Here is a 22,474-nt window from a genome sequence, read left to right as displayed (position 1 = left end):
TTGTCTGATAGATTGGGAATACCTGTTAGGATCCTGGGAACAGGGAAATATGTGCCTGAAAGGGTATTGAGTAACTTTGATTTAGAAAAAGTGGTTGATACTACCGATGAGTGGATTACCACCCGAACAGGTATAAAGGAAAGAAGAATTTCTGAAGGGGAATTGACTAGTGATTTGGCTTATAAAGCCGGGTTGGAAGCTATTGAAGATGCTGGGCTAAAAGCGGAAGAAATTGATATGATACTAGTTGCCACCAATTCTCCTGACACTATTTTCCCTGGGGTAGCGCCAAAGGTGCAAAATTTGTTGGGTGCTGTAAATGCTGGAGCTTGTGATATTCAGGCTGGATGCACAGGTTGTGTATATGCTTTAAGTATGGCTTTTGCCGGTATCGGAAGTGGCATGTGGAAGAACGTTCTGGTAATAGGAGCGGAAGTTCTTTCTAGGATCATAGATTGGTCAGATCGTAACACTTGCGTGCTTTTTGGGGACGGAGCCGGTGCAATGGTTATATCGGCCGGAAAAGGTGGAGGTTGTCTTTTTGCAGCGGAACTTAGAGCTGATGGAAGTAAATCTGATTTTATCAAGTTGCCAGCTGGATTGGTAGAAAGGCCGGCGTCGCATGAGACCGTAGATAACAGAGAGCATTTTGTGCAAATGAAAGGTAACGAAGTGTTTAAGTTTGTTAACAAAGTGCTGCCGTCTTTTTTAGATGAAGTTTGCGAAAAAGCCCAACTGTCATCGGAAGAAATTGATTGGTGGATTTTTCATCAGGCAAATATGAGGATCATAGAAGGGGTATTAAAGAGGACAAAACAGCCAAAAGAAAAGGCGGTTATAAATCTGGATAAATACGGTAATACATCTGCTGCTTCCGTTTTTTTGGCGTTCCACGATGCAATAAAGGATGGAAGGATTAAAAAGGGTGATAAAGTCCTTATTACGAGCTTTGGTGCAGGGATGACATATGGAGCGGTGATCTTTAGCCTGTGAGGTGACATGCATGTTTGAAAAAAATAGAGTAAAGAAGATCCTAGGGACAGAGTTTCCAATAATTCAAGGAGGAATGGCCTGGGTGGCAGATGCAGATTTGGCAGCAGCTGTAAGTAATGCTGGTGGTCTTGGCGTGATAGCAGCAGGAAGTATGCCCCCAGAGCTGCTGGACAAGGAGATAAAAAAAATAAAAGAAAAGACGAATAAGCCCTTTGGTGTGAATATAATGCTAATGTCCTCGACAGCAGAAGACGCCATAGAGGTTGTGGCTGAAAATAAAGTGCCTGTTGTGACTACAGGAGCAGGTAGCCCCGGTAAGGTTATAGATCGCCTTAAGCCCCTTGGCATAAAAGTGATACCTGTAATTGCTTCTTCAGCCCATGCAAGGAGAGTAGAAAAGCAAGGAGCCGATGCAGTTATAGCAGAAGGCATGGAGGCAGGAGGGCACATAGGGGATATTACAACCATGGTGCTAATCCCTGTAATTGCTGATTCGGTTAAAATTCCTGTCATAGCCGCAGGAGGAATTGCTGATTCTCGGGGGCTTGTCGCTGCTTTTGCGCTAGGCGCAGAAGGTGTCCAGGTTGGGACCCGTTTTGCGGTATGTGCAGAATCTAATGCTCATAATAAATATAAAATGGAAATTTTAGGGGCTAAAGACAGGGATACAGTTGTAACAGGAAGACCCACGGGCCATCCAGTCAGGTGCATACGCAATAAGCTAACAAAGCGCTTCGAGGAAATGGAAAGAGTTAATGTATCGGCTGAAGAATTGGAGAAACTTGGGGCCGGAAAACTTAGGGCCGCAGTTGTGGATGGAGATACTGAATGGGGTTCTGTGATGGCCGGGCAGTCTGCTGCTTTAATTAAAGAAGTCAAGACTGCTAGGGAGATAATAAAAGAAATGCTTGACGGTGCTGAAGGAGTTTTGGGTCAGATAAAAAAGAATCTTTTTGAGTAAATTTGAGGTGAGTCAAATGGCATATAGCGTTATTTTCCCAGGACAGGGTTCTCAAGAAGTGGGAATGGGTAAAGAGTTTTTGGACAAATTTGGTGTAGCTAGGGAAGTTTTTGACCTTGTTGATGAATCTTTAGGATACAAATTGAGCAAAATAATCCTAGAGGGACCTGAGGAAGAGTTGAAAAAAACGGAGAATGCCCAACCCGCTATAATGACGCTTAGCATTGCAATATTTGAAACATTAAGGAAAGAAATGGGAATTAAACTTGAACCTAAATGTGTTGCAGGTCACAGCTTGGGGGAATACACAGCTCTTGTAGCTGCAGGTACCTTGACTTTGGGAGATGGTGTAAGATTAGTCCATGTGAGAGGGAAACTGATGCAGGAAGCTGTACCTCTTGGTAGAGGGGCTATGGCTGCTATATTAGGCCTGGATAAGGAAACAATTAATGATATATGTAAGGATATCTCTAGTGTTGGTGTCTGTGAAGCAGCTAATTACAACGATCCAGGCCAGATAGTGATTTCAGGAGAAAAAGAGGCTATAGAAAAGGCTATAAAAATTGCCAAGGAGCGGGGTGCTAGGCGGGCTATCCTCCTCAAAGTAAGTGCACCTTTTCATTGTTCATTGATGAAGCCTGTTGCTGAAAAGCTCAGGAAAGAGTTTGAAAAATACACATGGTTAAGCCCTAAATGGCCTCTGGTCGCAAATGTGTCTGCGGAGACAGAAGATGATGTGGAAAAAATCCAGGATTCCTTGTACAAACAAACTTTTATGCCAGTTTTGTGGAGCGCTTCTGTCAAAAAAATGGCAGAAATGGGAGTCAACTCTTTTGTAGAAATAGGACCAGGAGCTGTCCTTAGTGGTCTTGTGAAAAGGACTATTAAAGGGGCAAAAACTGTAGCGATAAGAACTCCGGATGATGTCCCAATGCTCAAGGAATTCATATCTTTGGAGGAATAGTTATGGGAACTCAAGAAAAAGTTGCCTTAGTAACTGGAGCTAGTAGAGGTATAGGTAAGGCTATAGCGTTAGCCTTGGGTGAAGAGGGATTTAAGATAGCGGTTAATTATAGAAGTAACGCTAAATATGCTGAAGAAGTTGTAGAGACCCTAAGACAAAAGAAAGTCGAGGCTATAGCGGTAAAAGCAGATGTATCCAACGCTGATGAAGTGGAAGAGATGTTTATCAACGTTGAAAAGACTCTTGGTGTAGTGCAGGTTTTAGTTAACAACGCTGGTATAACCAAGGATAATTTACTTATGCGCATGAAGAATGAAGAGTGGGATGATGTTATTAAGGCGGATCTTTATTCTGTTTTCTTTACCACTAAGCGAGCTATAAGGCCAATGCTCAAAACAAAATGGGGAAGAATAGTCAATGTGTCCTCAGTTATAGGTTTAATCGGTAACAAGGGACAGGCAAATTATGCTGCGGCCAAAGCGGGAATTATTGGCTTCACAAAAAGCTCAGCAAGGGAGTTGGCCAGTAGAGGAATAACGGTTAACGCTATTGCTCCAGGTTTCATTGAGACCGATATGACAGCGGTGTTGCCAGAGGAGATCAAAAACGGGATGCTAGCACAAATACCAGCAGGTAGATTTGGTAAAACTGAAGATGTGGCCAATCTGGTTAGATTTTTGTGTACGGATTACGCATCTTACATTACAGGACAGGTAATAGCAGTAGATGGCGGAATGACTATGGTATAGATACGTTCCTTGGAAGGAGGTGAAGTGGAAATGAGAATGGAAGAGATAACAGCTCGTTTGAAAGAGATAGTTATGGATAGGTTGGATGTTGAAGAAGACCAGATAAAACCAGAGGCATCCTTTGTTGAAGATCTTGGTGCAGATTCTCTGGATATCGTGGAATTGATAATGGGGATCGAAGAGGAGTTCGATATAGAGATTCCCGATGAGGATGCAGAGAAATTAACGACAGTTGGAGAAGCAATGGAGTACATCAAAAATAAGCTTGGTGTTGATGAATAGTATCCTCTAATAATAAAAGGCACAGGGATTTATTCCCCTGTGCCTTACCTGGGCTTTTTTAAATCCCCGGGAAGATAAAGGAGTGAATCGGCGTGAAGAGAGTCGTAATCACTGGCGCAGGTGTAGTGAGCCCTATAGCGACAGGTGTTAGAAACTACTGGGATGCTCTTAAGGAAGGGCGTAATGGAGTAGGAGAGATCACTTTATTCGATCCGACAGGTTATGATGTTCGTATAGCAGCACAAGTTAAGGATTTTAAACCTGAAGATTGGATGGACAGGAAGGAAGCTAGGCGAGCAGATAGGGTAATTCAGTTCGCGGTGGCTGCATCAGATTTAGCCATAAAAGATGCTTCTTTAGACTTCTCTAATTTTGACCCCTATAGAGTTGGTGTGTATATAGGTAGCGGTGAAGGGGGTATTTCAACTAACTATGAAGGAATAAAGGTTTTACTAGAGAAGGGGCCATCGAGGGTTAGCCCTTTTTGCGTTCCTATGATGTTAAGTAATATGCCTGCTGCTTATGTGGCAATGCGATATAAAGCAAAAGGTCCAAATATATGCGTAGTAACGGCTTGTGCGACGGCAACTCATACCATGGGCGAGGCATTTCATGCTATTAGAAGAGGAGAAGCTGATATTATTATAGCCGGTGGAGCTGAGGCGGCTATTACGCCTGTTGCCGTGGCGGGCTTTGGTGCCATGAAAGCTCTATCGACCAGAAATGATGACCCTGCTAAAGCTTCCAGGCCTTTCGACGTTGATAGGGATGGATTTGTCATGGGCGAAGGTGCAGGGATTCTTGTCTTTGAAGAGTTGGAACACGCTATAAAACGAGGAGCAAAAATTTACGCTGAAGTAAGAGGTTTTGGCTCTAATTGTGATGCTTATCACATAACTGCACCTGACCCAGAAGCGATTACTCCAGCTAGAGCCATGTCTCAAGCGGTTGAGATGGCAGGATGGGAAAAAGGAGAAGTTGAGTTAATTAATGCTCATGGCACTTCTACGCCTCTGAACGATAAAATGGAAGCTCAAGCAATAGCCAATGCTTTTGGTGATCACGCAAAAGATGTTCTTGTCAACTCTACTAAGTCTATGATAGGCCATTGTCTTGGGGCTGCTGGGGCTTTGGAGCTTATAGCTGCTTTACAATCTATTGTAGAAGGGGTGATTCATCCCACAGTAAATTGTGTCAACATTGATCCTGAATGTTCCGCAATAAACATAGTTCCTCATGGAAAGCCTTTGGAAAAATCGGTGGACAAATTACTTGTGAATAGTTTTGGATTTGGCGGCCATAATGCTGTTTTGGCTGTGGAGAGGTATAAAAAGTAATTTAAAGGAAATTTATCAAGCAAAATACATGGAAAAAGATAGTTTTGAAAAAATAGAGTCAATTTTTGGATATCCACTCAAGAATAGGGCCCTTTTTGAAGAGGCCCTATGCCATATGTCCTATTCTAATGAAAAAGGCCTTGGAATCTCCAACGAGAGGTTGGAGTTTTTGGGCGATGCAGTAATAGGACTGGTTGTTTCTTCCTTTTTGTACGAGTCTTTTCCTGATGATGATGAAGGACAGATGTCTTGTAAGAAGGCCGCCCTGGTATGTGAGAAGTCTTTATCCGAATGGGCTTTAGAAGTTGGATTGGACAAACTGTTATGTTTAGGTAAAGGCCTGGAAAAAGAAGGTGGCAGAAAGAACAGCTCTATCCTATCTGATGCGATGGAGGCTATAATAGGAGCTTATTTTTTAGACAGTGGATATGAGGTCGCATATAAGCTTATTAAAAGTTATTGCGAAAGAAAGGCTCTGACTTTAGAACAAAAAGTTTATGACATTAACGGCAAGTTGCAGAAGTTGTTCTCAGATAAGGGAGAAATTACTTATGAGCTTATTGAAACAAAAGGACCGCCTCATGACCCGTTGCATAAAGTCAGAGTCCTGTTAAATGGAGAGGTTGTTGGAGTAGGAGAAGGTAAGACTATAAAGGAAGCCAAAAAAAGAGCAGCAAAAGCTGCCTTAAATAATATGCAACCGTTTGCATAAAATAATTTTTTTTGGTAGAATCCTCTTAGAAAATTGAAAATGAGGGGAGTCTACCGATGTTAAGTATTACTTTCAATTTAAATAAAATATCCGAAATAGTTTTAGAACAGGGGGCAGACAACATTGGAGTTCTGTCCCCTGTTTTTTATGGGAGGTGCGAGAAATGAAGGAAAAGGCAAAAATTATGAGTGATGATGAAATGGAAAGAGTCTTGAAGCGATTAGCATTGGAAATATTGGAGAAAAACAAGGGAATGAGCAATAGCTTACTTGTCGGTATACAGAGAAGAGGGAATTACCTGGCTAATAGGTTGAAACAGTATATGAGAGAGATGGAGCAAGAAAAGGTTATAACAGGGGTTTTAGATATTACTTTATATAGAGATGATCTTTCACTTTTACATGATCAACCCGTAGTTCATAGTACAGGTATACCCGTGGATATAACCGGTAAAAATGTGATCTTAGTTGATGATGTTTTATACACTGGCAGAACGGTTCGGGCAGCGTTGGATGCGCTAATGGACCTTGGAAGGCCTTCGTCGGTTCAACTTTGTGTGCTTATAGATAGAGGTCATAGAGAGTTGCCTATCCATCCTGATTTTGTAGGGAAAAAAATTCCTACTTCCAAGAATGAAATAGTGGAAGTAAGAGTAGTGGAGTTAGATGGAGTGGATGAGGTAGTTATCTGCGAACGGGGGGAGTAAGTAATGGAATGGAAACATAAGAATCTCATTGATCTTGACTGCTGGGAAAAAGAGGAGATACTGCATTTGATAGATCAAGCTGGCAATATGGAAGATTTGTTAAATAGGCCCATTAAGAAAGTTCCTGCCCTTCGAGGTAAGTTGATAGTAAATCTTTTTTTCGAACCGTCTACTAGAACAAGAGTCTCTTTTGAATTAGCGGAAAAAATGCTCAGCGCAGACGTAGTAAATTGGTCTGCTTCTGGATCTAGTACGGCAAAGGGTGAGACTTTGCGAGATACGGCTTGGACCTTGGAATCGATGGGTGCCGATGCAATAGTAGTAAGGCATGGAGCAGTAGGGGCTGCCTCATATTTACAGAGAAAACTCAAGCACGCAGCTGTTTTCAACGCGGGAGACGGAGCGCATGCTCATCCCACGCAAGCTCTTTTAGATATTTACACTGCTTCGAAACACTATAGTTCTTTAGAAGGATTAAGAATAGCCATAGTAGGGGATATAGTTCATAGCAGAGTTGCTCGGAGCAACATGATTGGGTTCAGAACCATGGGATGCGATGTAGTTGTTTCAGGTCCAAAAACCCTTATGCCGCCAGAATTAGATTATTACGGAGTGAGGTATTTTAAAGATCCCAGGGAAGCTGTGAAGGGAGCTAACATAGTGTATCTTCTGAGGATACAGAGGGAAAGACAAGAACAAGGGCTTTTCCCTTCACTAGATGAATATTTCAAGCTTTTTGGTGCTGATGAAGAGTTAATTTCTCTGGCAGAAAAAGATGCCCTCATCATGCATCCTGGGCCCATTAATCGAAGAGTTGAAATAGACAGTTTGGTAGCAGATGGGCCGCAAAGTGTCATCCTCGAACAAGTTAGAAGTGGAGTAGCTGTCAGGATGGCTTTGTTGTATCTATGTCTTGGAGGTGCAAGGTGATGGAAAGTATTTTACTCACAAATTGCAAAGTGTATGACGGGAAAGAGCTTCTTGATGGAGAAAAGCATATTTTAATAGAGGATGGAAAAATAGCAAAGATAGCAGCGGAAAAGCCCTCTGTTTCGGAAAATCTAAAGATTTACAATCTCAAAGGGCTTATTGTGTGCCCCGGTTTTATAGATATTCATGCACACTTGAGAGATCCTGGACAGGAGTGGAGAGAGGACATTTTATCAGGAGCTAGAGCAGCAGCTAGGGGAGGTTATACCACCATTGTTGCCATGCCTAACACTGATCCCCCAGTGGATAACCCCTTTTTGGTTCGGTACGTAATCGAAAAAGGAAGATCCAGCGGTGGGGCAAGGGTTTTACCCGCAGGTACAGTGAGTAAAAATAGAGAAGGCTGTGTTATGGCCGAGATGGGGAAGATGGTGGAAGAAGGAGCTGTGTTTTTTACCGATGATGGGTCTCCCGTAAAAAATAGCAGTTTACTTCAAAAAGCCCTTTTATATAGCAGTCATCTAGATGTTCGTATAATGGAACATCCTGAAGATAATGAACTTTCCAAAGGTGGGCAAGTAAATTATGGCTGGTGTTCCTCTATCTCGGGCTTAAAAGGAAATCCCCCATCTTCAGAGGTTGTTGATATTAAAAAATGTGTTGCGTTGGCCAAAGAAACTGGCGGGGCAATTCATTTTACCCATGTGAGCACGAAAGAGGGAATTGAGGAGATAAAGAGAGCTAAAAGTGAGGGGCTGCCAATAACATGTGATGTGACTCCGCATCATCTTACTTTGGATGAAACCATGGTAGTAAAAAGCGGATTTGATGCAACTTATAAGGTAAACCCGCCACTTAGAAATAAGGAAGATGTGGAAGCCCTATGGCAGGCTATAGCTGATGGAGTGGTAGATGCTATCGCTACAGATCATGCTCCTTATCACATGGACGAGAAAGACTTACCTTTTCAAGAAGCGGCATTCGGAATTGCTTCTTTGGAATGCGCGATAGCGGCAGTCCTCAATGAATGGTCCAGTCGAGGTAAAATTTGTCCCTTGGAAAGGCTTCTATCCTTATGGACAAGTAATCCTGCAGGGCTTTTGCCAAGGCAATGGTCGGATTTGGGCGTAATAAAGGAGGGAGCTCCTGCAGATTTGACAGTATTAGATTTGGATAAAAACAAACAAGTCAAAGTTGAAGAATGGGCTAGCAAGGCTCGTTTGACTCCATGGGAAGATGCATCTTTGAAGGGTTGGCCAGTTATGACTTTTCTTGAAGGGAAAGTTTTGTTCTGCGATACAGATAGGAGATGTTAACAACATGGGCAATATCAAAGATTTTAGTGCTATAGTCCTTAAAAAAACGGCGTTCAGCGATGAGCTGTTTATGCTTAGAGTTTTACCAGAAGAAAGAATAAAACAGCCTAACCCTGGACAATTTTTCTTGTTGAAGTCGTGGGAGGGGCTTGATCCCCTCCTTTTTAGGCCGTTTGCTCCTGTTTTGGCACACGAAGATGGCTCTTTAGATTTTCTTATAAAAGTGGTGGGTAAAGGTACCCAAATTATAAGATCGTGCATGGAAGGGGCTAAAGTGAAATTGAGAGGCCCTTGTGGGAATTCTTTTCCCGATCCAGCAGGTCAAAGACTGATCCTTATAGGGGGGGCTGTAGGCATAGCTCCCATGGTTTTCTCTTATATGAATTATGAAAAAAAACTGCCCGTAAAATTGATTCTTGGAGTGCCTGGAGCAGGCTGGGATGATTTTTGCGAAAGCGACATTTTTAGCAACTTAGATTTGGAGATTTTTTCTGACGATGGCAGCATTGGAAGAAAAGGTACACCACTGACTCTTTTTGAAAAAGGGGAGATTGGGGAAGGTGACGAAATTTGGGCTTGTGGTCCTATAGGAATGCTTAAAGCTTTAGGGACTGCTATAGATGCCGTAAAGGAAAACCAAATTTATGTCAGCCTAGAAGCTCGAATGGCTTGTGGCATAGGCGGATGTTTGGGCTGCACCATACCTACCAAGTGGGGCCCAAGGAGAGTGTGTGCAGATGGTCCGGTCTTTAAGTGGGCGGAGGTGAGCTGGAATGAGCTTTAGCGATATTCTTGGTGTAAGTATAGGTAAGTTGATGCTGCGCTCTCCAATAATAATTGCTTCTGGGGTATGGCCGATGGAGCCAGAAAGATGGCCATCGGGAATTGTGGATAAGGTAGGAGCAATCTGTACCAAAGGATTGACTTTTTCACCCAAAGAAGGGAATAAGGGCATTAGGTTGTGGGAGACACCTTGTGGGTTATTAAATAGCATAGGCTTGCAAAACCCTGGATTGGAGTCCTTTTTAAAAAATGAGTTTCAAATGCTAAAAAATTGCGGCTGCCCATTAATTTTCAACTTAGCTTTTCATAGGGAAGATGAGCTAGATTTACTATTGGACAAATTGTCATCTTCTGGATTTGATGGGACAGTTGAAATCAATGTTTCTTGTCCCAATGTGTCTGGAGGAGGTATGGCATGGGCGGTAGATTTGATGTCTCTTGAAATGGTGCTCAAGAAGGCAAGAGCCAAATGGAAGGGAGATATATGGGTAAAGCTATCCCCTAATGTTCCTGACATTTATGATAGCGCTATTGTGGCTGAAAACTGTGGTGCAGACGCTATTGTAGTGGCTAATACTTGGTTGGGTCTCGCTATAGACATAAAAAAGAAGAAACCAGTATTTGAACGCATTTTTGCAGGGCTATCGGGTCCTGCGATATTGCCTCTTTCTCTAAGATTGGTTTGGGAGGCAACAAATGTAGTGAAAATCCCTGTTATAGGGTGTGGCGGAATAACAGATACTGAAAGCGCTTTAGGTATGCTTATGGCAGGTGCTTCAGCTATTCAAATTGGAACTGGCCTTTTGAGGGATTTTGAAGTTATCAATAAAATTTGTGGGGGAATAGAAGGATATATGGAAGAAAATGAAATAGATAGCGTGAAGCAATTGGTAGGTCTTGCTAAAAAGAATCATAATATAAGGGGATAAGGGGGTAGTCTTTTTGAAAGGGAAGAAAACAGAGCTTATCTTGGCATTAGATTTGGATTCACCGGAGGAAGCAAAAAAATTTCTTTCCATGCATTGTAGCAAGCTGAAATATATAAAGATTGGACCTAGATTGTTTATTAAAGGTGGGAAGGATTTTTTAAGCTCTATAATAGAGGGTGGATGGGAGATTTTTTTGGACGTAAAACTTCATGATATCCCCAATACTGTAAAGGGTGCAGTCGAAGCTGCTTCAGAATTAGGTTTATGGGCTCTTACAGTGCATACTGCAGGCGGCAAGAATATGATGGAAGCGGCATTCAATGCTCGAGGTTCTTGTGAGAAACCACTTCTGTTTGGAGTGACTGTTTTAACAAGCATGGATGAACTTGTATGGAAAGATGTAAACCCTGGAAGCTCCATGGGCGAATGCCTTAAAATTAGAGCCAAAGCTGCATTGGTGGCAGGAATGGATGGTGTAGTTTGTTCAGCAAAAGATTTAAAGTTATTCAATGAAGAAGAATATGGGGGGTTGTTAAAAGTTGTTCCCGGAATTCGGCCAAAAGACTTTTTATCTAAAGATGACCAAAAAAGAGTGGCAACTCCAGCTGAGGCAGCAAGAAGTGGAGCTGATTATATTGTGGTGGGAAGACCTGTTTTAAACTCGGATAACCCAGATAAGGTTATAGATAATATATTGGAGGATTTAGAAAATGAGTAAAACGCCAAAGGATAGAATGGATTCCCAATACATAGCAAAGCTTATGAGGGATTCAAAAGCTTTGCTTGAGGGACACTTTTTGCTTTCTTCAGGGTTACATAGCCCATATTATTTGCAGTGCGCCCTTTTTTTGAGATTCCCTAAAAATGCCGAGTTTGCAGGTAAACTCATAGCAGAGAAGGTACAAAAGCTTGTTAAACCTGATTTTGTTGTGTCTCCTGCTCTCGGTGGATTAATTATAGGACATGAGGTGGCTAAAGCTTTAGATGTGCCTTTCTTGTTCTGTGAGAGGGAAGGTGGCATAATGAAAATGAGAAGATTCGAGCCGCCCATAGAAGGCAAATATATAGTGGTTGAAGATGTGATAACTACAGGTAAATCTACTCTTGAGACCATTGAGGCCGTAAAGCTTAAAAGTGAGGCGGAGCTAGGGGGAGTTGCTTGCATAGTTGACAGAAGCTCAGGAAAACTTCATGATCTCCCAACCCCCATTTCATTGTGGCAAGTTGATTTTCCGGTGTATTCGCCAGAGGACTGCCCTTTGTGCAAGAATTCTTCTATTCCACTAGTTAAACCGGGGAGTAGGTCTTAGTGTTAAAAAGCGTCTTTCAAAAAATTAAATTTAAAAACATGCGATTATTTAATGTTTTCTTCATGATAGTTTTTTGCCTAACGATTTTCTCTACTAAGGTTCTTGCTGAGGAGCATAGGACCCAGATATGGGTTTCTGATCCTTGGCTGTATGTCATAGTAAAATTTATAGGAGGGGTGTACTGTGATGTGCACCCTGTTTCTTTTTGGGATGAAAATGGGGATATAGTAAAAGTGTCAAATGTCCCAAGAGGTTCTTATGTCTTTGTTCTTTATAGGGGGCAGGAAAAAAGTAAAAAATTGGGCATATCAGTTAAGCACAGTAGAATAGTTCCAATATATGAAAATAAGCCTTCTGGCCTAGATAATGATTGTTATTTCTTGGATCCTTCTGTGCTTCCTTTCGTTGCTTTAGGTGCAATGCGTTCCATCTCTGCTATTGATACTGAACATTATTCATATTACCAAAGAAGATTGGCCGAATTTCAGACTCGCTTGGACAGTGTTGTGAGAGTTGGTCGACAACTTTTGTGGGACGTGGAGATTTACGATTTTACGGATTACTTAGGGGGATGGTTCAAGGCTGTTAGTGGCAAAAGCAGGCAGTTTTTTGAGTGTACTAATGGGTATAATAAAAAGACAAGCAAGATAACTTTAGAAGAATTAACTAAAAGGATTTTATCTATTAAGGCGCGAAAAGGTATAATAGTATACAGCTCCAACTTACCCAAAGAGATACTCTCTGTACTTAAGAAAGTGCCTCTTAAGGTAAAATTTGGCTATCCTTCCGAAAATCAGGACTTTTTTGTTTACCTGTATGAACTCAACTTATCAGTATGGAATGCCTTTCGTTTGGCAACATCTTGAAAGCAAGTTAGTAGTTAAGGTTTTGTGGCTTTCAAATGAGTTACGTCGGCAGCGGAGAAAGACATCAGCGTTCCTTTTTCAGACCTCACTATGAGGTTACCCAGTGGTGAAATGCCTTCTGCAATACCCTTAATAACTTGATTGTCTTGTTCTATTTTTACTTGCATTCCCAAAGTCGAACACAACTTTGAGTACTTTCTTATACATTCCGTAATTCCTTCTGGTTTTTCCAAGTTATTAATTTTTTTCTGAAGTTGTCTTACCAATGCTGCTACTATTTCTCCTCTATGAACCTTGCGTCCCAGTATGGCCTTAAGAGATGTAGCCGGTTTATTTACTGCACTTAAGGTTTTTGGATTTAGGTTGGCATTTAAACCTATTCCTATGATGGCATAGTGTACTTTGCCAGGTTCGCTCGAAGCTTCAATCAAGATTCCGCAAATCTTAGCTCCTTTCCATAAAATATCGTTGGGCCATTTAAGTTCAAGATCTATATTGAATAGTTCCTCTAAGCAGTCGTGTGCTGCTATAGCCGTTGATAAACTCAAAAGCTGCAAAAAACTGGGGTCTATATTAGGGCGAGATATCACGGAAAGGCTTATACTCCCTTCTTCAGGCGATAGCCATTCTCGTCCAAGTCTTCCTCTGCCTGCTTTTTGTTCTCCTGCTAGGATAACAATTCCTTCATTTGCTCCCTGGCGTGCTAGGGATTTGGCAGGTTCTTGAGTGGAATCTAAAGAATCCCAGTACAAAACAGGATGTCCCCATGATATATCGTCAAGGGAAAGCTCTATCCAGGTGGGGCTAAGGTCGGCACTGCTTTTGTTCAACAATCTATATCCTTGATGAGGTATTGACTCGATGTAAAACCCTTCTTCCCTTAAAGATTCTATGGCTTTCCATATAGTTTGTCTTGATACTTTCAATAAAGAGCTCAATTCTGAGCCAGAAACTATATCGCCTTCTCTTTCTAGAAGAATCTTTAATACCTTTTTTTTCGTCGTGTTAGATTTAAGCATTTTGCGGCCTCCTAATTCATCCTTCCTCTGTGAGTGATGATATAATGATAGTCCATTAATAGCAAAAGTCACATAAGAACAAGACACATTATATAATGAAAGGGTTAGTTAAGGAGGAGTTCAAATGACACTGCTGCCTATATCTACAATATTGGAGGAACTGCGCTCTTCGGTAATAGAGCTGCAGGACAGCCTTTGACCCGAATTCGTTGAAAGCAGAAATAGAAAAAATTACCGATAAAACAACAGAACAAGGATTCTGGGACAGAGATGATGCTCAGGAACTAACTAAAAAGTTGGCTTTGCTCCAGGATCGTTATAACAAATGGCAAGAGATGATGAATGAGTTCAAGGATTTGGAGACCATAGCTGAGTTATTGACAATGGAACAAGATGAAGCTTTAGAGAGAGAGTTTTACGAAAGAGCAGAAAAGCTTAACAAGAGGATAGACGAGGAACAGGTTATGCTGTTGCTTGACGAGGAATATGATGATTCTAATGCAATAGTTAGCATTCATCCTGGAGCAGGTGGGCTTGATTCTCAAGATTGGGCAGAAATCCTTTATAGAATGTACCTTAGATGGTCTGAAAACAAGGGATTTAAAACTAAAATCCTTGAAATATCTCAAGGTGAGGAAGCAGGGATAAAATCTGTAACCTTTCATGTTTTTGGCTCCTTTGCTTATGGATTCCTGAAATGCGAGAGAGGTGTCCATAGGCTTGTAAGGATTTCACCTTTTGACACGGCAAAAAGAAGACATACTAGTTTTGCTTCAATTAACGTTTCTCCAGAGCTCCCGGAGGACGTGGAGATTAATATCAACCCTGAAGATTTAAAAATAGATACCTTTAGGGCCGGGGGAGCGGGAGGACAATATGTTAATATGACAGATTCTGCGGTTAGAATAACTCATATACCTACAGGGATAGTGGTTAGCTGCCAGAATGAGAGATCTCAGCACATGAATAGGCAAGTGGCAATGAAAGTGTTGAAGAGCCGTTTGTATGAACGGATGTTGCAGGAAAGACAGGAACAGCTCGAACAAATCCAAGGAGAGAAAAAGGAGATAGGTTGGGGGAGCCAAATACGTTCCTATGTTTTTCACCCTTACACTTTGGTAAAAGACCATCGTACCGGGCTGGAAAAGGGCAATATTCAAGCTGTAATAGATGGGGATTTAGATGATTTTATTTTCGCAGAGTTGAAAAGGCGAAAGAGAAGCAACAAAGTGAAAGAAGACTAGTTTGTTTTTTATCTTATTTACGGAGGAAAAGAGTATGGATAGGTTTCTATTAAGGATCTTGATCTCTCTGCTGCTTATTATCTTTTGTTCGTCACCATCCTTTGCACAGCCAAAAATATTCAACTCAAAGGTTCCAGTAATGCCCGTTGAAGATATTAAGGCAGGCATGGAAGGAGTTGCCTACACGGTCATTAAAGGTCAAAAGGTAGTTGCATTTCCTGTGAAAGTTTTAAGCGTGCTACCATCAGCTGATTTGCCGCACAAATTGATATTAATTCAAGCCTATGGCCCAGTCATAGAGAAAACAGGGGGAATTGCGGCAGGGATGAGTGGAAGTCCTGTTTTCATAAACGGCAAACTTGTTGGCGCTATAGGGTATGGTTGGCACTTCAGCGAGCATAACAAAGGGCTTGTGACCCCTATATCTGAAATGGCATCAATTTGGAACTGGCCTGATAGAGCTGTCGAGTTGAAGGGACCAATTAAAATATCTATTGAAAGCAGTGATGAAAAAAAAGAAAGCAACGCTAAAAAAGCGGGTAATCTGTCGACCCCCATGACTATATATGGACTCAGTGATCGTGGTGCTAGTGGGATAGGCCAAAAGCTAAATGTCAGCTACTCCATGTTGCCAGGCTCTTTTAATGTTTCTTCTTTACCAGTTAACCTAAATGCAAAACTCATTCCGGGAGATGCTGTTAGTGTTCTATTAGCTTGGGGAGATGTCTCCGTTGCTGCTACAGGAACATTAACAGCTTTATCTACCGACGGACGTTTCCTGGCTTTTGCTCATCCATTTTTGAACCGTGGTGCCGTTTATTATCCTGTAGCAAAAGCTTGGATACATGATGTTATACCGAGCCTAGAGGCCCCTTTTAAAATAGGAACTCCCACCGAAATTGTAGGTGTAGTAACGCAGGACAGGCCTCAGGCTATTGGGGGATATTTGGGAAAGATTCCTCCAGCGTTTGATTTCTCCCTCAGTATGAAAGACAAAGATACCGGTAAGGTTGTCAAGAAACGGTTTCAATTCGTTAACGACCCTTTTCTCTTAAGTAATCTTCTTGATAACATTTTAGTTGGATTATGGGATAATATTTGGGAGAGGAAAGGGGAAGGGACAGCAAAAGTTGACTTGGAAATAGAAGGTGGATCTCTGGTTGATGGTTGGAGGAGATCAAACATCTTTTATTCAGATAAGGATTTGGGAAAGGACATGTTCTCTGAGGCCATAGATATTACTAAAGCTATCATGTTAAACCCTTATTATGAAATAAATCCTTTCGGAGTTCATATTGATGTAGAAGTAACGCAAGAACCTAGAATTCTCCTCATAGAAGGGTTGACTGTGCCAAAAGAGCCTTTAAAACCAGGTGAACCTTTTGAGATAACTGTAAAAATGCGTCCGTTCAGAGGAAGAGCAGTAGAAAAGAAATTCGTATTAAATATGCCTGAAGATGCTGTAGGAACTTACGAAGTAGTGGTAAGGGGTGGAGGTATAGAAGAACCTTCTCAGGAGTCGTTATTGCAAGGCTGGAGGGCCATTACGGATTTAAAGGAACTCTTGCGTGAGTTGGATTCCATGGAAGCTAATAATGAGCTTGTTGTAGAACTTAGATATGATGGATCACCCAATAGGGCCCCATGGGAAGCAAAAGCAGAGGAGCAGGATAAAAGGCTTTTAAGTGAAATAAAAAAGGAAAAGATGGAAAAGGGGCTTTTGAAAGTTTATAAATCCAATTATTACGTAGATGGTCTTTTGAGGAAGTTGGTCAAGGTATCAGGTAAGCAAAGAAATAATTAGATTTTTGCTTTGCTGGAAGGGGGCCGAGGTTTGCAGTTTATCAGTTGGCTGGGGCACGAGATTATAGTAACGGTTGAAAGCCTCGGCGTATTTTTTATTATTTTCTTCAAAATCATAAGTGGGCTAGTTTCAAAGACCTGGAGTTTGCAGGATTTTTCGGAGCAAATGGAGCGTATAGGTGTTAGCTCAGTATTTATGGTAGCTATCACAAGCGCTTTTACTGGAATGGTCATTGCGGTTCAAACTATAGATCAATTTATAAAGTTTGGGGCAACTGGTTATATAGGAGGCGTAATAGGTTTAAGTATAACGAGGGAGCTTTCACCGGTGCTTACAGGATTGGTGGTTAGCGGAAGAGTAGGAGCGTCAATGGCTGCAGAAATAAGTTCCATGAAAGTCACTGAGCAATTAGATGCCCTTAAGGCCTTCGGTTTAGATGACGTGGTCTTTGTTGGTGCACCAAGGTTGCTAGCGAGTTTTATAATGTTACCAGCTTTGACTATCTTCTCTGATTTTGTAGGTATAGGGGGAGCTTTTTTGTATGTATTATCTCATGGTGTAAACTCTCATATTTTTAAGAAATCTTTGGAAGTTCTTTTGGATCCCTACGATATATGGGGGGGAATTTTTAAGGCTGCTGTGTTTGGACTCTTGATAGCTACTTCTGCTTGCACTCAGGGGTTCAGAGCAGGACAAGGGGCTAAAGGAGTAGGAGTGGCTACTACGAGAGCCGTTGTGTGGAGCAATATGCTGATATTAGCCACGAACTATATCCTTTCAAGCCTTCTGTTTGGGGGGATAACTGGTTGAGTACTCCCATCGTAATGCTTGAAGAAGTATCAGTGTTTTTTGGAGAAAAGAGAGCATTAAAAGAAGTAAACTTATCTTTAAGCATGGGAGAGGTGAAGTGTATATTAGGGCCCTCTGGGTGTGGTAAGACTACGACACTCAGGGTTGTTGCTGGCCTGCAGAAGATACAAAAGGGACGAATTAAGTTTTTTGAGGCTCAGATAACATCTGCTACAGATGAAAGGGAAATAACTGCTTTTAGGAAGAGACTAGGTGTGGTTTTTCAAGGTGGAGCTTTGTTTGACTCCTTAACTGTAGGGGAAAATATTGCATTTCCGTTAAAGTATTGTAAAGGAATAGCGGATAGGGAAACTATAGAAGAGAAGACGAAGGAAATATTAAAACATGTAGAACTAGGAAATGTAAGTAATTTGTACCCCTCTGAGCTTTCCGGTGGCATGAGGAAGCGAGTTGCGATAGCAAGAGCCTTAGTTCACGAACCGGAGGTTTTGTTGTTAGATGAACCTACAACTGGATTGGATCCCTTGACTGCGAGACATATAGATGCCTTGATTGTAAATTTGTGTAGGAAGTTTGGAGTAGCGGTTTTAGTTGTAACCCACGACATGGTGTCAGCACTAGGCATAGCTGACAGATTAGTTTTGATGGAAAATGGACGAGTTGTTTGGCGTGGAACTTGTGAAGAGTGGAGGGAAACGAGCAACACGGCGGTAAAGCGTTTTTCGTCGGGGCTTGTTTCAGTGCGTGGAGGAGAATTACTATGACCAGAGAGATAAAAATAGGGACTTTTGCTCTTATGGCGATAATCTTGCTCAGTGTGTTAGTGTCTTTTAGTGGGGGTTTACGTTTTGGAGAAAGTGGATACCAGCTAGATATAGTGTTCGAAGATGCCATGGGGTTGAACATTGGCTCGCCAGTTTTGGTCTCAGGAATAGAATCTGGTCAAGTGAATGCAATGAAATTATTGGATAGAGGAGTATTAGTTAGAGTGGGCCTGAAAGAGGAAGTGCCAGTGCCTGTAGATAGTAAATTTACTATAGATACTGGAGGGTTATTAGGGGAGCCTAGGGTAAAAATAATAAGGGGAACTTCCAAAAAATTATTACAACCTGGAGTTAGAGTAAGAGGAGTTTTGCCTCCGTCCTTTGATGAAATACTTGAAGATATAGAGGAAGGACTTGGAGATATAAAAGCAACATTTTTAAAGGTAAACAATTTTTTAGAGAACCTTTCGCAGGCGGCAGATAATATGGATAGCTTTATAAAAGAGGCCAAACCTGCAATTATCAATGCTGCTAGTTCTGTGGGAGAAGCGGCTAACTCTTTTGAGGAGTTATCTGTGAATATGAATATGATGGTAGAAGAGAATAAGGAGGATGTTGCAAAGCTTGTTAAGAATGTTGAAGAGTTATCTAGGAGATTGAATTTTATAGTCTCGGACTTTGATAACGATAGAAAGGCAGGAAAAGATATAAGGCAGACTGTCCTAAAAATTAAGGAAGCTGCAGAATCTACACAAGAGATGGCGATTTCAATAAAAGAATTTGTCTTAGGTTTAAATGATAATAACTCAGGTAGCGGCTTAAACTTGAAAAAATTGTCTGAGTTAGCGGATAGGGCAAATAAAACCCTTTCTTTTATAGAATCTATAAATCTTGAAGGAGATTTATATCTACATGAGGATTTGGATAGGAAAGATCCCATATTTGATACTTATGTTCGCTTGAGCAAGGTAGGATCTCCATACTCTTTAATTATGGGGATGGCAAATATAGGTGATGAACCCGGATTTACAGGGGTTGTGGGATATGACTATGGAAATTGGAGATTTGTTTCTGGGGCTATAAATGACTATTTTGGTTTTGGACTATCTTATAACCCTAATTTCTCCAGGGGTAATTTCGTAATAAGCTCGGAATGGTGGGACGAAGCAGGTGGTAGTTTCTCTGTAGAGGGCAAATATGCTCTGGACGAAGATTGGGGATTGTTTTTTAAACATCAAGAAAGAGATTCAGATGTAAGGGATTCTCTTGGATTGTTTTACAAGTTTTGAAACAATCCAAGCAAGCTTATAACGATAAGGTGGCATTGAGTAAGTTATGTTTATTACGTTGGAAGGAATTGATGGATCTGGAAAAAGTTCGCAAGCTAAGCATATTGCAAGAATGGTAAGAGGTATTTGGAAGACAGATAATGTCATACTTACCCATGAGCCTGGAGGGTGGCCTGGCGGCGCGTCTTTGCGAAGCACTATAATAAAAAGCCACTTTGAGAATCCGTGGACAGAATTGTTTCTTTTTATATCTGACAGATGTGAGCATGTAGCTAGAGTAATTTCTCCCATCCTGAAGAATGGCGGAATAGTTATTTCAGAAAGATATAATGATTCTACGTTAGCATATCAAGTATGGGGCAGATGTTTGCCTGAAAAGGATGTAAGGACAATTATAAATGTAGCAAAGTTGCCAGAACCTGATTTAACTTTTTGGTTTGATGTATCGATTGAGACAGCCGTAAAAAGGCTTTCGAAAAGAGGAAACATGGATAGAATTGAACAGGACTTGGAATTATTAAAGCGCATAGCTGAAGGTTACAGAATGCTTTGGGAGAAGAACCCGGAACGAATAAGAAGAATAGATGCAAATGGAGATGAAAAGTTTGTGCAATTGCAGCTTATGGAGGAGCTAAGAAAATATGTCAAAGGAAAATGTAGCTGCCAGTGAAGAAGAGCAATCTTATCTTCAGGAATCTTTTATTTCCATAGTGGCTGAAGTCAAGCATAATATAAGAGATACTAATTTTGCCTGTATAATTCCAGGTTTTTTGCAGAAAAAGCTGGCGGTAGAACTGGGGAAATATCTATTATGTGAAAATAGAATTGGTGGAGATTCGTGCGAATCTTGTACTTCTTGGGTAGGAGAAAGCCATCCTGATTTCATAGTTATAGGTTCCCCTGATAAGGCCCCAGGGATTAAAGAGTGCATGAGCCTATGGGAGGAAATATCTTTGTCCCCAGTTGTTTCAAATAGAAGGGTAGCTTTTTTGTTGGGATGCGATAAACTTTCCCTTCCTGCCGCCAATAGCTTGTTGAAACTTACTGAAGAGACTCCTGGAGAAGGAGTTGTGGCCCTTTTAATGGAGGAAGAAAAAATACTCCCTACATTAAGGAGCAGGTTGCATATATTCCGATTTAAATCACCTTTGCCTAAGGCCTTTGAAAATATCCCTAAAAGTAAAGAGGATTTTTTAAAGTGGCTCAAATCTGCATCAAAGATGGAGAATAATGAAATTTTGTTGGTTCTGTCTGGCTGGGTTTCCGCCTTAATGGGTAATGGTGAATTTAGAAAAGCTGCTAACTTGGAGGCTGTAAGAGTCTTAGTGGAAAAGTACAATGTGCCTAAGGAAATGCTGGAAGATTTACTTTATGCAGAGTTATGGGAGGGGTATAGTCTTGAGTTTCTATCTGATGTCCTTTGGTAAACCTAGGTTTCTAGGAGTAGTAAAAATAGATAAAAAGCTCCAAAAGGGTAATTATCTTGTGGTAGAAAGCGCCAGAGGGTTAGAACTGGCGTTGATTCTAGGGGAAACTAACCATGAAAAAATTGAGCAGTACAAGAAAAAATTTTGCGATTCTTCACAAGAAGAGTCACCTCAGTTAAAGGGGGGCGAACCTTCTTTTCAGGAATTAGTCTATATTAGAGAAGCTGAGGGGTCTGACCTGAGTGAAAGTTCTTTACAAAGAGAGGAAGAGGAAAAAGTTTTATTAGAAGCCAGAGAAATACTCAAAGATCACAAACTGCCGATGAAATTAGTAGAGGCCGAATATTTGTTGGATCGGAAAAAGTTGTTTTTCTTTTTTACTTCTGAACAAAGAATAGATTTTAGGGCATTTGTCAAAGATTTGGCCAGAAAATTCAAGACAAGAATAGAACTAAGACAAATCGGAGTGAGAGATGAGGCTAAAGTTGTTAAAGGGTTAGGACCTTGCGGGAGACCGTGTTGTTGTGGATATTGGCTCAACAGCTTTGAGCCAATTTGCATACGAATGGTGAAGGAACAAAATCTTTCGTTAAATCCTGCCAAAACTTCAGGAATATGTGGCCGCCTAATGTGTTGTATTGCTTATGAGCGGGAGAATTATTCCAAGTTGTGGGAAAAATTGCCCAACCCAGGCTCAAAAATAAAGGGACCGGATGCAACATATGTTATTTCTGGAGTAGATATAATTTCTGATTCTGTGAGAATAATAGAACCTGGCAAAGGAGAAATTTTAGTACACGTGGATAAGTTTGAAGCTTTCAGGGAATGCGTTGAAAAGGGAGAACCTTGGTCTGATTTTCAAATCAAGCCGCTTATTCTGGAGGATGTTGATGAAACATTAGATACAGGCGATATGGATGGCATGTTCGAAGGAAATGCTGAAATGACCGAAATAGAAGCCAAAACAGATAAATTTTTAACTTATGCTTGTGACGACAAGGTAGATAACGGCATATGTTATAAAGATGAAGGCAGTGGAAAAGAAAGTTTAAATGAGAAAAATAATAATCTCAAAAGTGATACTAATGAAGATTTACAATTTAAAGATAAACAAAAATTGAAACGAAAAAAATCTAAAAAGAAAAAAAACAAGCAAGAAGCACCTAAAAGAACAGAAGGGAAATCAAAAGGTGCGAGGAAAGAATTAAAAGGTAAAGAGAAAAAGGTGGCAAAACCCCACGCTAAAGGTCGGAATAATAAATCTCAATAGGGCGATAGA

At 41.0% G+C, this 22,474-nt stretch carries 24 protein-coding genes; 23 read left to right on the top strand and 1 reads right to left on the bottom strand.

Features of this window, described 5'->3' with window-relative positions:
• From H0Z23_RS00880 to H0Z23_RS00810, 15 genes are all read left to right on the top strand, one after another.
• Entirely contained in the window at window positions 1-993 is a 993-nt protein-coding gene (locus H0Z23_RS00880; RefSeq protein ID WP_296866867.1) for a beta-ketoacyl-ACP synthase III, read from the top strand.
• A gap of 10 nt (window positions 994-1,003) precedes the next feature.
• Window positions 1,004-1,954: an enoyl-[acyl-carrier-protein] reductase FabK gene (gene fabK / locus H0Z23_RS00875; RefSeq protein WP_296866865.1), complete on the top strand. Its 951-nt coding sequence runs from the start codon at window positions 1,004-1,006 to the stop codon at window positions 1,952-1,954.
• Between the two features lie 16 nt (window positions 1,955-1,970).
• Window positions 1,971-2,918 carry an ACP S-malonyltransferase gene (fabD, locus tag H0Z23_RS00870; RefSeq protein ID WP_296866864.1) on the top strand — a complete coding sequence of 316 codons (948 nt, stop codon included), beginning with the start codon at window positions 1,971-1,973 and terminating at the stop codon, window positions 2,916-2,918.
• Between the two features lie 2 nt (window positions 2,919-2,920).
• Window positions 2,921-3,667 (top strand): 3-oxoacyl-[acyl-carrier-protein] reductase, encoded by a 747-nt coding sequence (fabG, locus tag H0Z23_RS00865; protein ID WP_296866862.1) that lies wholly within the window; start codon window positions 2,921-2,923, stop codon window positions 3,665-3,667.
• 30 nt (window positions 3,668-3,697) lie between these two features.
• Complete coding sequence (gene acpP / locus H0Z23_RS00860) at window positions 3,698-3,949, top strand: acyl carrier protein (protein WP_296866860.1); 252 nt, start codon at window positions 3,698-3,700, stop codon at window positions 3,947-3,949.
• 92 nt (window positions 3,950-4,041) lie between these two features.
• Window positions 4,042-5,286 carry a beta-ketoacyl-ACP synthase II gene (gene fabF, locus H0Z23_RS00855; RefSeq protein WP_296866858.1) on the top strand — a complete coding sequence of 415 codons (1,245 nt, stop codon included), beginning with the start codon at window positions 4,042-4,044 and terminating at the stop codon, window positions 5,284-5,286.
• 28 nt (window positions 5,287-5,314) lie between these two features.
• Window positions 5,315-5,998 carry a ribonuclease III gene (gene rnc / locus H0Z23_RS00850; RefSeq protein WP_296866856.1) on the top strand — a complete coding sequence of 228 codons (684 nt, stop codon included), beginning with the start codon at window positions 5,315-5,317 and terminating at the stop codon, window positions 5,996-5,998.
• 163 nt (window positions 5,999-6,161) lie between these two features.
• Window positions 6,162-6,704: a bifunctional pyr operon transcriptional regulator/uracil phosphoribosyltransferase PyrR gene (pyrR, locus tag H0Z23_RS00845; protein WP_296866855.1), complete on the top strand. Its 543-nt coding sequence runs from the start codon at window positions 6,162-6,164 to the stop codon at window positions 6,702-6,704.
• A gap of 3 nt (window positions 6,705-6,707) precedes the next feature.
• Window positions 6,708-7,634 (top strand): aspartate carbamoyltransferase catalytic subunit, encoded by a 927-nt coding sequence (locus H0Z23_RS00840; RefSeq protein WP_296866853.1) that lies wholly within the window; start codon window positions 6,708-6,710, stop codon window positions 7,632-7,634.
• Window positions 7,634-8,950, top strand: coding sequence for a dihydroorotase (locus H0Z23_RS00835; protein WP_296866851.1), 1,317 nt, complete (start codon window positions 7,634-7,636; stop codon window positions 8,948-8,950). The genes H0Z23_RS00840 and H0Z23_RS00835 overlap by 1 nt, the downstream gene beginning before the upstream one ends.
• 4 nt (window positions 8,951-8,954) lie before the next feature.
• Entirely contained in the window at window positions 8,955-9,734 is a 780-nt protein-coding gene (locus H0Z23_RS00830) for an FAD-binding oxidoreductase (RefSeq protein ID WP_296866850.1), read from the top strand.
• Complete coding sequence (locus H0Z23_RS00825) at window positions 9,724-10,662, top strand: dihydroorotate dehydrogenase (RefSeq protein WP_296866847.1); 939 nt, start codon at window positions 9,724-9,726, stop codon at window positions 10,660-10,662. The genes H0Z23_RS00830 and H0Z23_RS00825 overlap by 11 nt, the downstream gene beginning before the upstream one ends.
• Before the next feature lie 13 nt (window positions 10,663-10,675).
• Window positions 10,676-11,380, top strand: a complete 705-nt coding sequence (gene pyrF, locus H0Z23_RS00820; protein ID WP_296866846.1) for an orotidine-5'-phosphate decarboxylase — start codon at window positions 10,676-10,678, stop codon at window positions 11,378-11,380.
• Window positions 11,373-11,972: an orotate phosphoribosyltransferase gene (gene pyrE / locus H0Z23_RS00815; protein ID WP_296866844.1), complete on the top strand. Its 600-nt coding sequence runs from the start codon at window positions 11,373-11,375 to the stop codon at window positions 11,970-11,972. Before pyrF ends, pyrE begins: the two co-directional genes overlap by 8 nt.
• On the top strand, window positions 11,972-12,838 hold the full coding sequence (locus H0Z23_RS00810; protein ID WP_296866843.1) for a hypothetical protein: 867 nt from the start codon (window positions 11,972-11,974) through the stop codon (window positions 12,836-12,838). Before pyrE ends, H0Z23_RS00810 begins: the two co-directional genes overlap by 1 nt.
• Window positions 12,839-12,852: 14 nt before the next feature.
• Here the strand turns inward: H0Z23_RS00810 and H0Z23_RS00805 are convergent, their stop codons facing one another.
• Window positions 12,853-13,857, bottom strand: a complete 1,005-nt coding sequence (locus H0Z23_RS00805; RefSeq protein ID WP_296866842.1) for a biotin--[acetyl-CoA-carboxylase] ligase — start codon at window positions 13,855-13,857, stop codon at window positions 12,853-12,855.
• A gap of 124 nt (window positions 13,858-13,981) precedes the next feature.
• Between H0Z23_RS00805 and prfB the strand changes: the two genes are divergently transcribed.
• The 8 genes from prfB (at window position 13,982) to ricT (ending at window position 22,465) form a co-directional block, all read left to right on the top strand.
• Window positions 13,982-15,101, top strand: a protein-coding gene (gene prfB, locus H0Z23_RS00800) for a peptide chain release factor 2 (RefSeq protein ID WP_296866839.1) whose coding sequence is annotated in 2 segments (ribosomal slippage) — window positions 13,982-14,053 and window positions 14,055-15,101 — 1,119 coding nt in all. Because the reading frame shifts where the segments join, the coding sequence is not laid out codon by codon here.
• A gap of 34 nt (window positions 15,102-15,135) precedes the next feature.
• Window positions 15,136-16,905, top strand: a complete 1,770-nt coding sequence (locus H0Z23_RS00795; RefSeq protein ID WP_296866837.1) for a SpoIVB peptidase S55 domain-containing protein — start codon at window positions 15,136-15,138, stop codon at window positions 16,903-16,905.
• Between the two features lie 30 nt (window positions 16,906-16,935).
• Window positions 16,936-17,715: an ABC transporter permease gene (locus H0Z23_RS00790; protein WP_296866836.1), complete on the top strand. Its 780-nt coding sequence runs from the start codon at window positions 16,936-16,938 to the stop codon at window positions 17,713-17,715.
• Window positions 17,712-18,479, top strand: a complete 768-nt coding sequence (locus tag H0Z23_RS00785) for an ATP-binding cassette domain-containing protein (RefSeq protein ID WP_296866834.1) — start codon at window positions 17,712-17,714, stop codon at window positions 18,477-18,479. The genes H0Z23_RS00790 and H0Z23_RS00785 overlap by 4 nt, the downstream gene beginning before the upstream one ends.
• Window positions 18,476-19,768 (top strand): MlaD family protein, encoded by a 1,293-nt coding sequence (locus H0Z23_RS00780; RefSeq protein ID WP_296866832.1) that lies wholly within the window; start codon window positions 18,476-18,478, stop codon window positions 19,766-19,768. The genes H0Z23_RS00785 and H0Z23_RS00780 overlap by 4 nt, the downstream gene beginning before the upstream one ends.
• Window positions 19,769-19,814: 46 nt before the next feature.
• Entirely contained in the window at window positions 19,815-20,438 is a 624-nt protein-coding gene (tmk, locus tag H0Z23_RS00775) for a dTMP kinase (protein ID WP_296866830.1), read from the top strand.
• Complete coding sequence (locus H0Z23_RS00770) at window positions 20,410-21,195, top strand: DNA polymerase III subunit delta' (protein ID WP_296866827.1); 786 nt, start codon at window positions 20,410-20,412, stop codon at window positions 21,193-21,195. The genes tmk and H0Z23_RS00770 overlap by 29 nt, the downstream gene beginning before the upstream one ends.
• Window positions 21,167-22,465, top strand: coding sequence for a regulatory iron-sulfur-containing complex subunit RicT (ricT, locus tag H0Z23_RS00765; protein ID WP_296866825.1), 1,299 nt, complete (start codon window positions 21,167-21,169; stop codon window positions 22,463-22,465). The genes H0Z23_RS00770 and ricT overlap by 29 nt, the downstream gene beginning before the upstream one ends.
• The last annotated feature ends 9 nt before the right edge of the window (window positions 22,466-22,474 follow it).

Origin of the sequence: Thermovirga sp. (assembly GCF_017656375.1) — a bacterium.
Lineage (GTDB): Bacteria > Synergistota > Synergistia > Synergistales > Thermovirgaceae > Thermovirga.
Note: the sequence above shows the minus strand (reverse complement) of the source record. Positions and strands in the feature narration are given on the sequence as shown.

Bases quoted from the DNA above. Each gene is read 5' to 3' on its own strand.
- H0Z23_RS00770 (WP_296866827.1), top strand. From the start codon at position 20,410: ATGTCAAAGGAAAATGTAGCTGCCAGTGAAGAAGAGCAATCTTATCTT.
- H0Z23_RS00795 (WP_296866837.1), top strand. From the start codon at position 15,136: ATGGATAGGTTTCTATTAAGGATCTTGATCTCTCTGCTGCTTATTATC.
- H0Z23_RS00825 (WP_296866847.1), top strand. From the start codon at position 9,724: ATGAGCTTTAGCGATATTCTTGGTGTAAGTATAGGTAAGTTGATGCTG.
- fabG (WP_296866862.1), top strand. From the start codon at position 2,921: ATGGGAACTCAAGAAAAAGTTGCCTTAGTAACTGGAGCTAGTAGAGGT.
- H0Z23_RS00830 (WP_296866850.1), top strand. From the start codon at position 8,955: ATGGGCAATATCAAAGATTTTAGTGCTATAGTCCTTAAAAAAACGGCG.
- fabK (WP_296866865.1), top strand. From the start codon at position 1,004: ATGTTTGAAAAAAATAGAGTAAAGAAGATCCTAGGGACAGAGTTTCCA.
- fabD (WP_296866864.1), top strand. From the start codon at position 1,971: ATGGCATATAGCGTTATTTTCCCAGGACAGGGTTCTCAAGAAGTGGGA.
- H0Z23_RS00835 (WP_296866851.1), top strand. From the start codon at position 7,634: ATGGAAAGTATTTTACTCACAAATTGCAAAGTGTATGACGGGAAAGAG.
- tmk (WP_296866830.1), top strand. From the start codon at position 19,815: ATGTTTATTACGTTGGAAGGAATTGATGGATCTGGAAAAAGTTCGCAA.
- pyrR (WP_296866855.1), top strand. From the start codon at position 6,162: ATGAAGGAAAAGGCAAAAATTATGAGTGATGATGAAATGGAAAGAGTC.
- rnc (WP_296866856.1), top strand. From the start codon at position 5,315: ATGGAAAAAGATAGTTTTGAAAAAATAGAGTCAATTTTTGGATATCCA.
- pyrE (WP_296866844.1), top strand. From the start codon at position 11,373: ATGAGTAAAACGCCAAAGGATAGAATGGATTCCCAATACATAGCAAAG.
- H0Z23_RS00780 (WP_296866832.1), top strand. From the start codon at position 18,476: ATGACCAGAGAGATAAAAATAGGGACTTTTGCTCTTATGGCGATAATC.
- H0Z23_RS00840 (WP_296866853.1), top strand. From the start codon at position 6,708: ATGGAATGGAAACATAAGAATCTCATTGATCTTGACTGCTGGGAAAAA.
- H0Z23_RS00805 (WP_296866842.1), bottom strand. From the start codon at position 13,857: ATGCTTAAATCTAACACGACGAAAAAAAAGGTATTAAAGATTCTTCTA.
- acpP (WP_296866860.1), top strand. From the start codon at position 3,698: ATGAGAATGGAAGAGATAACAGCTCGTTTGAAAGAGATAGTTATGGAT.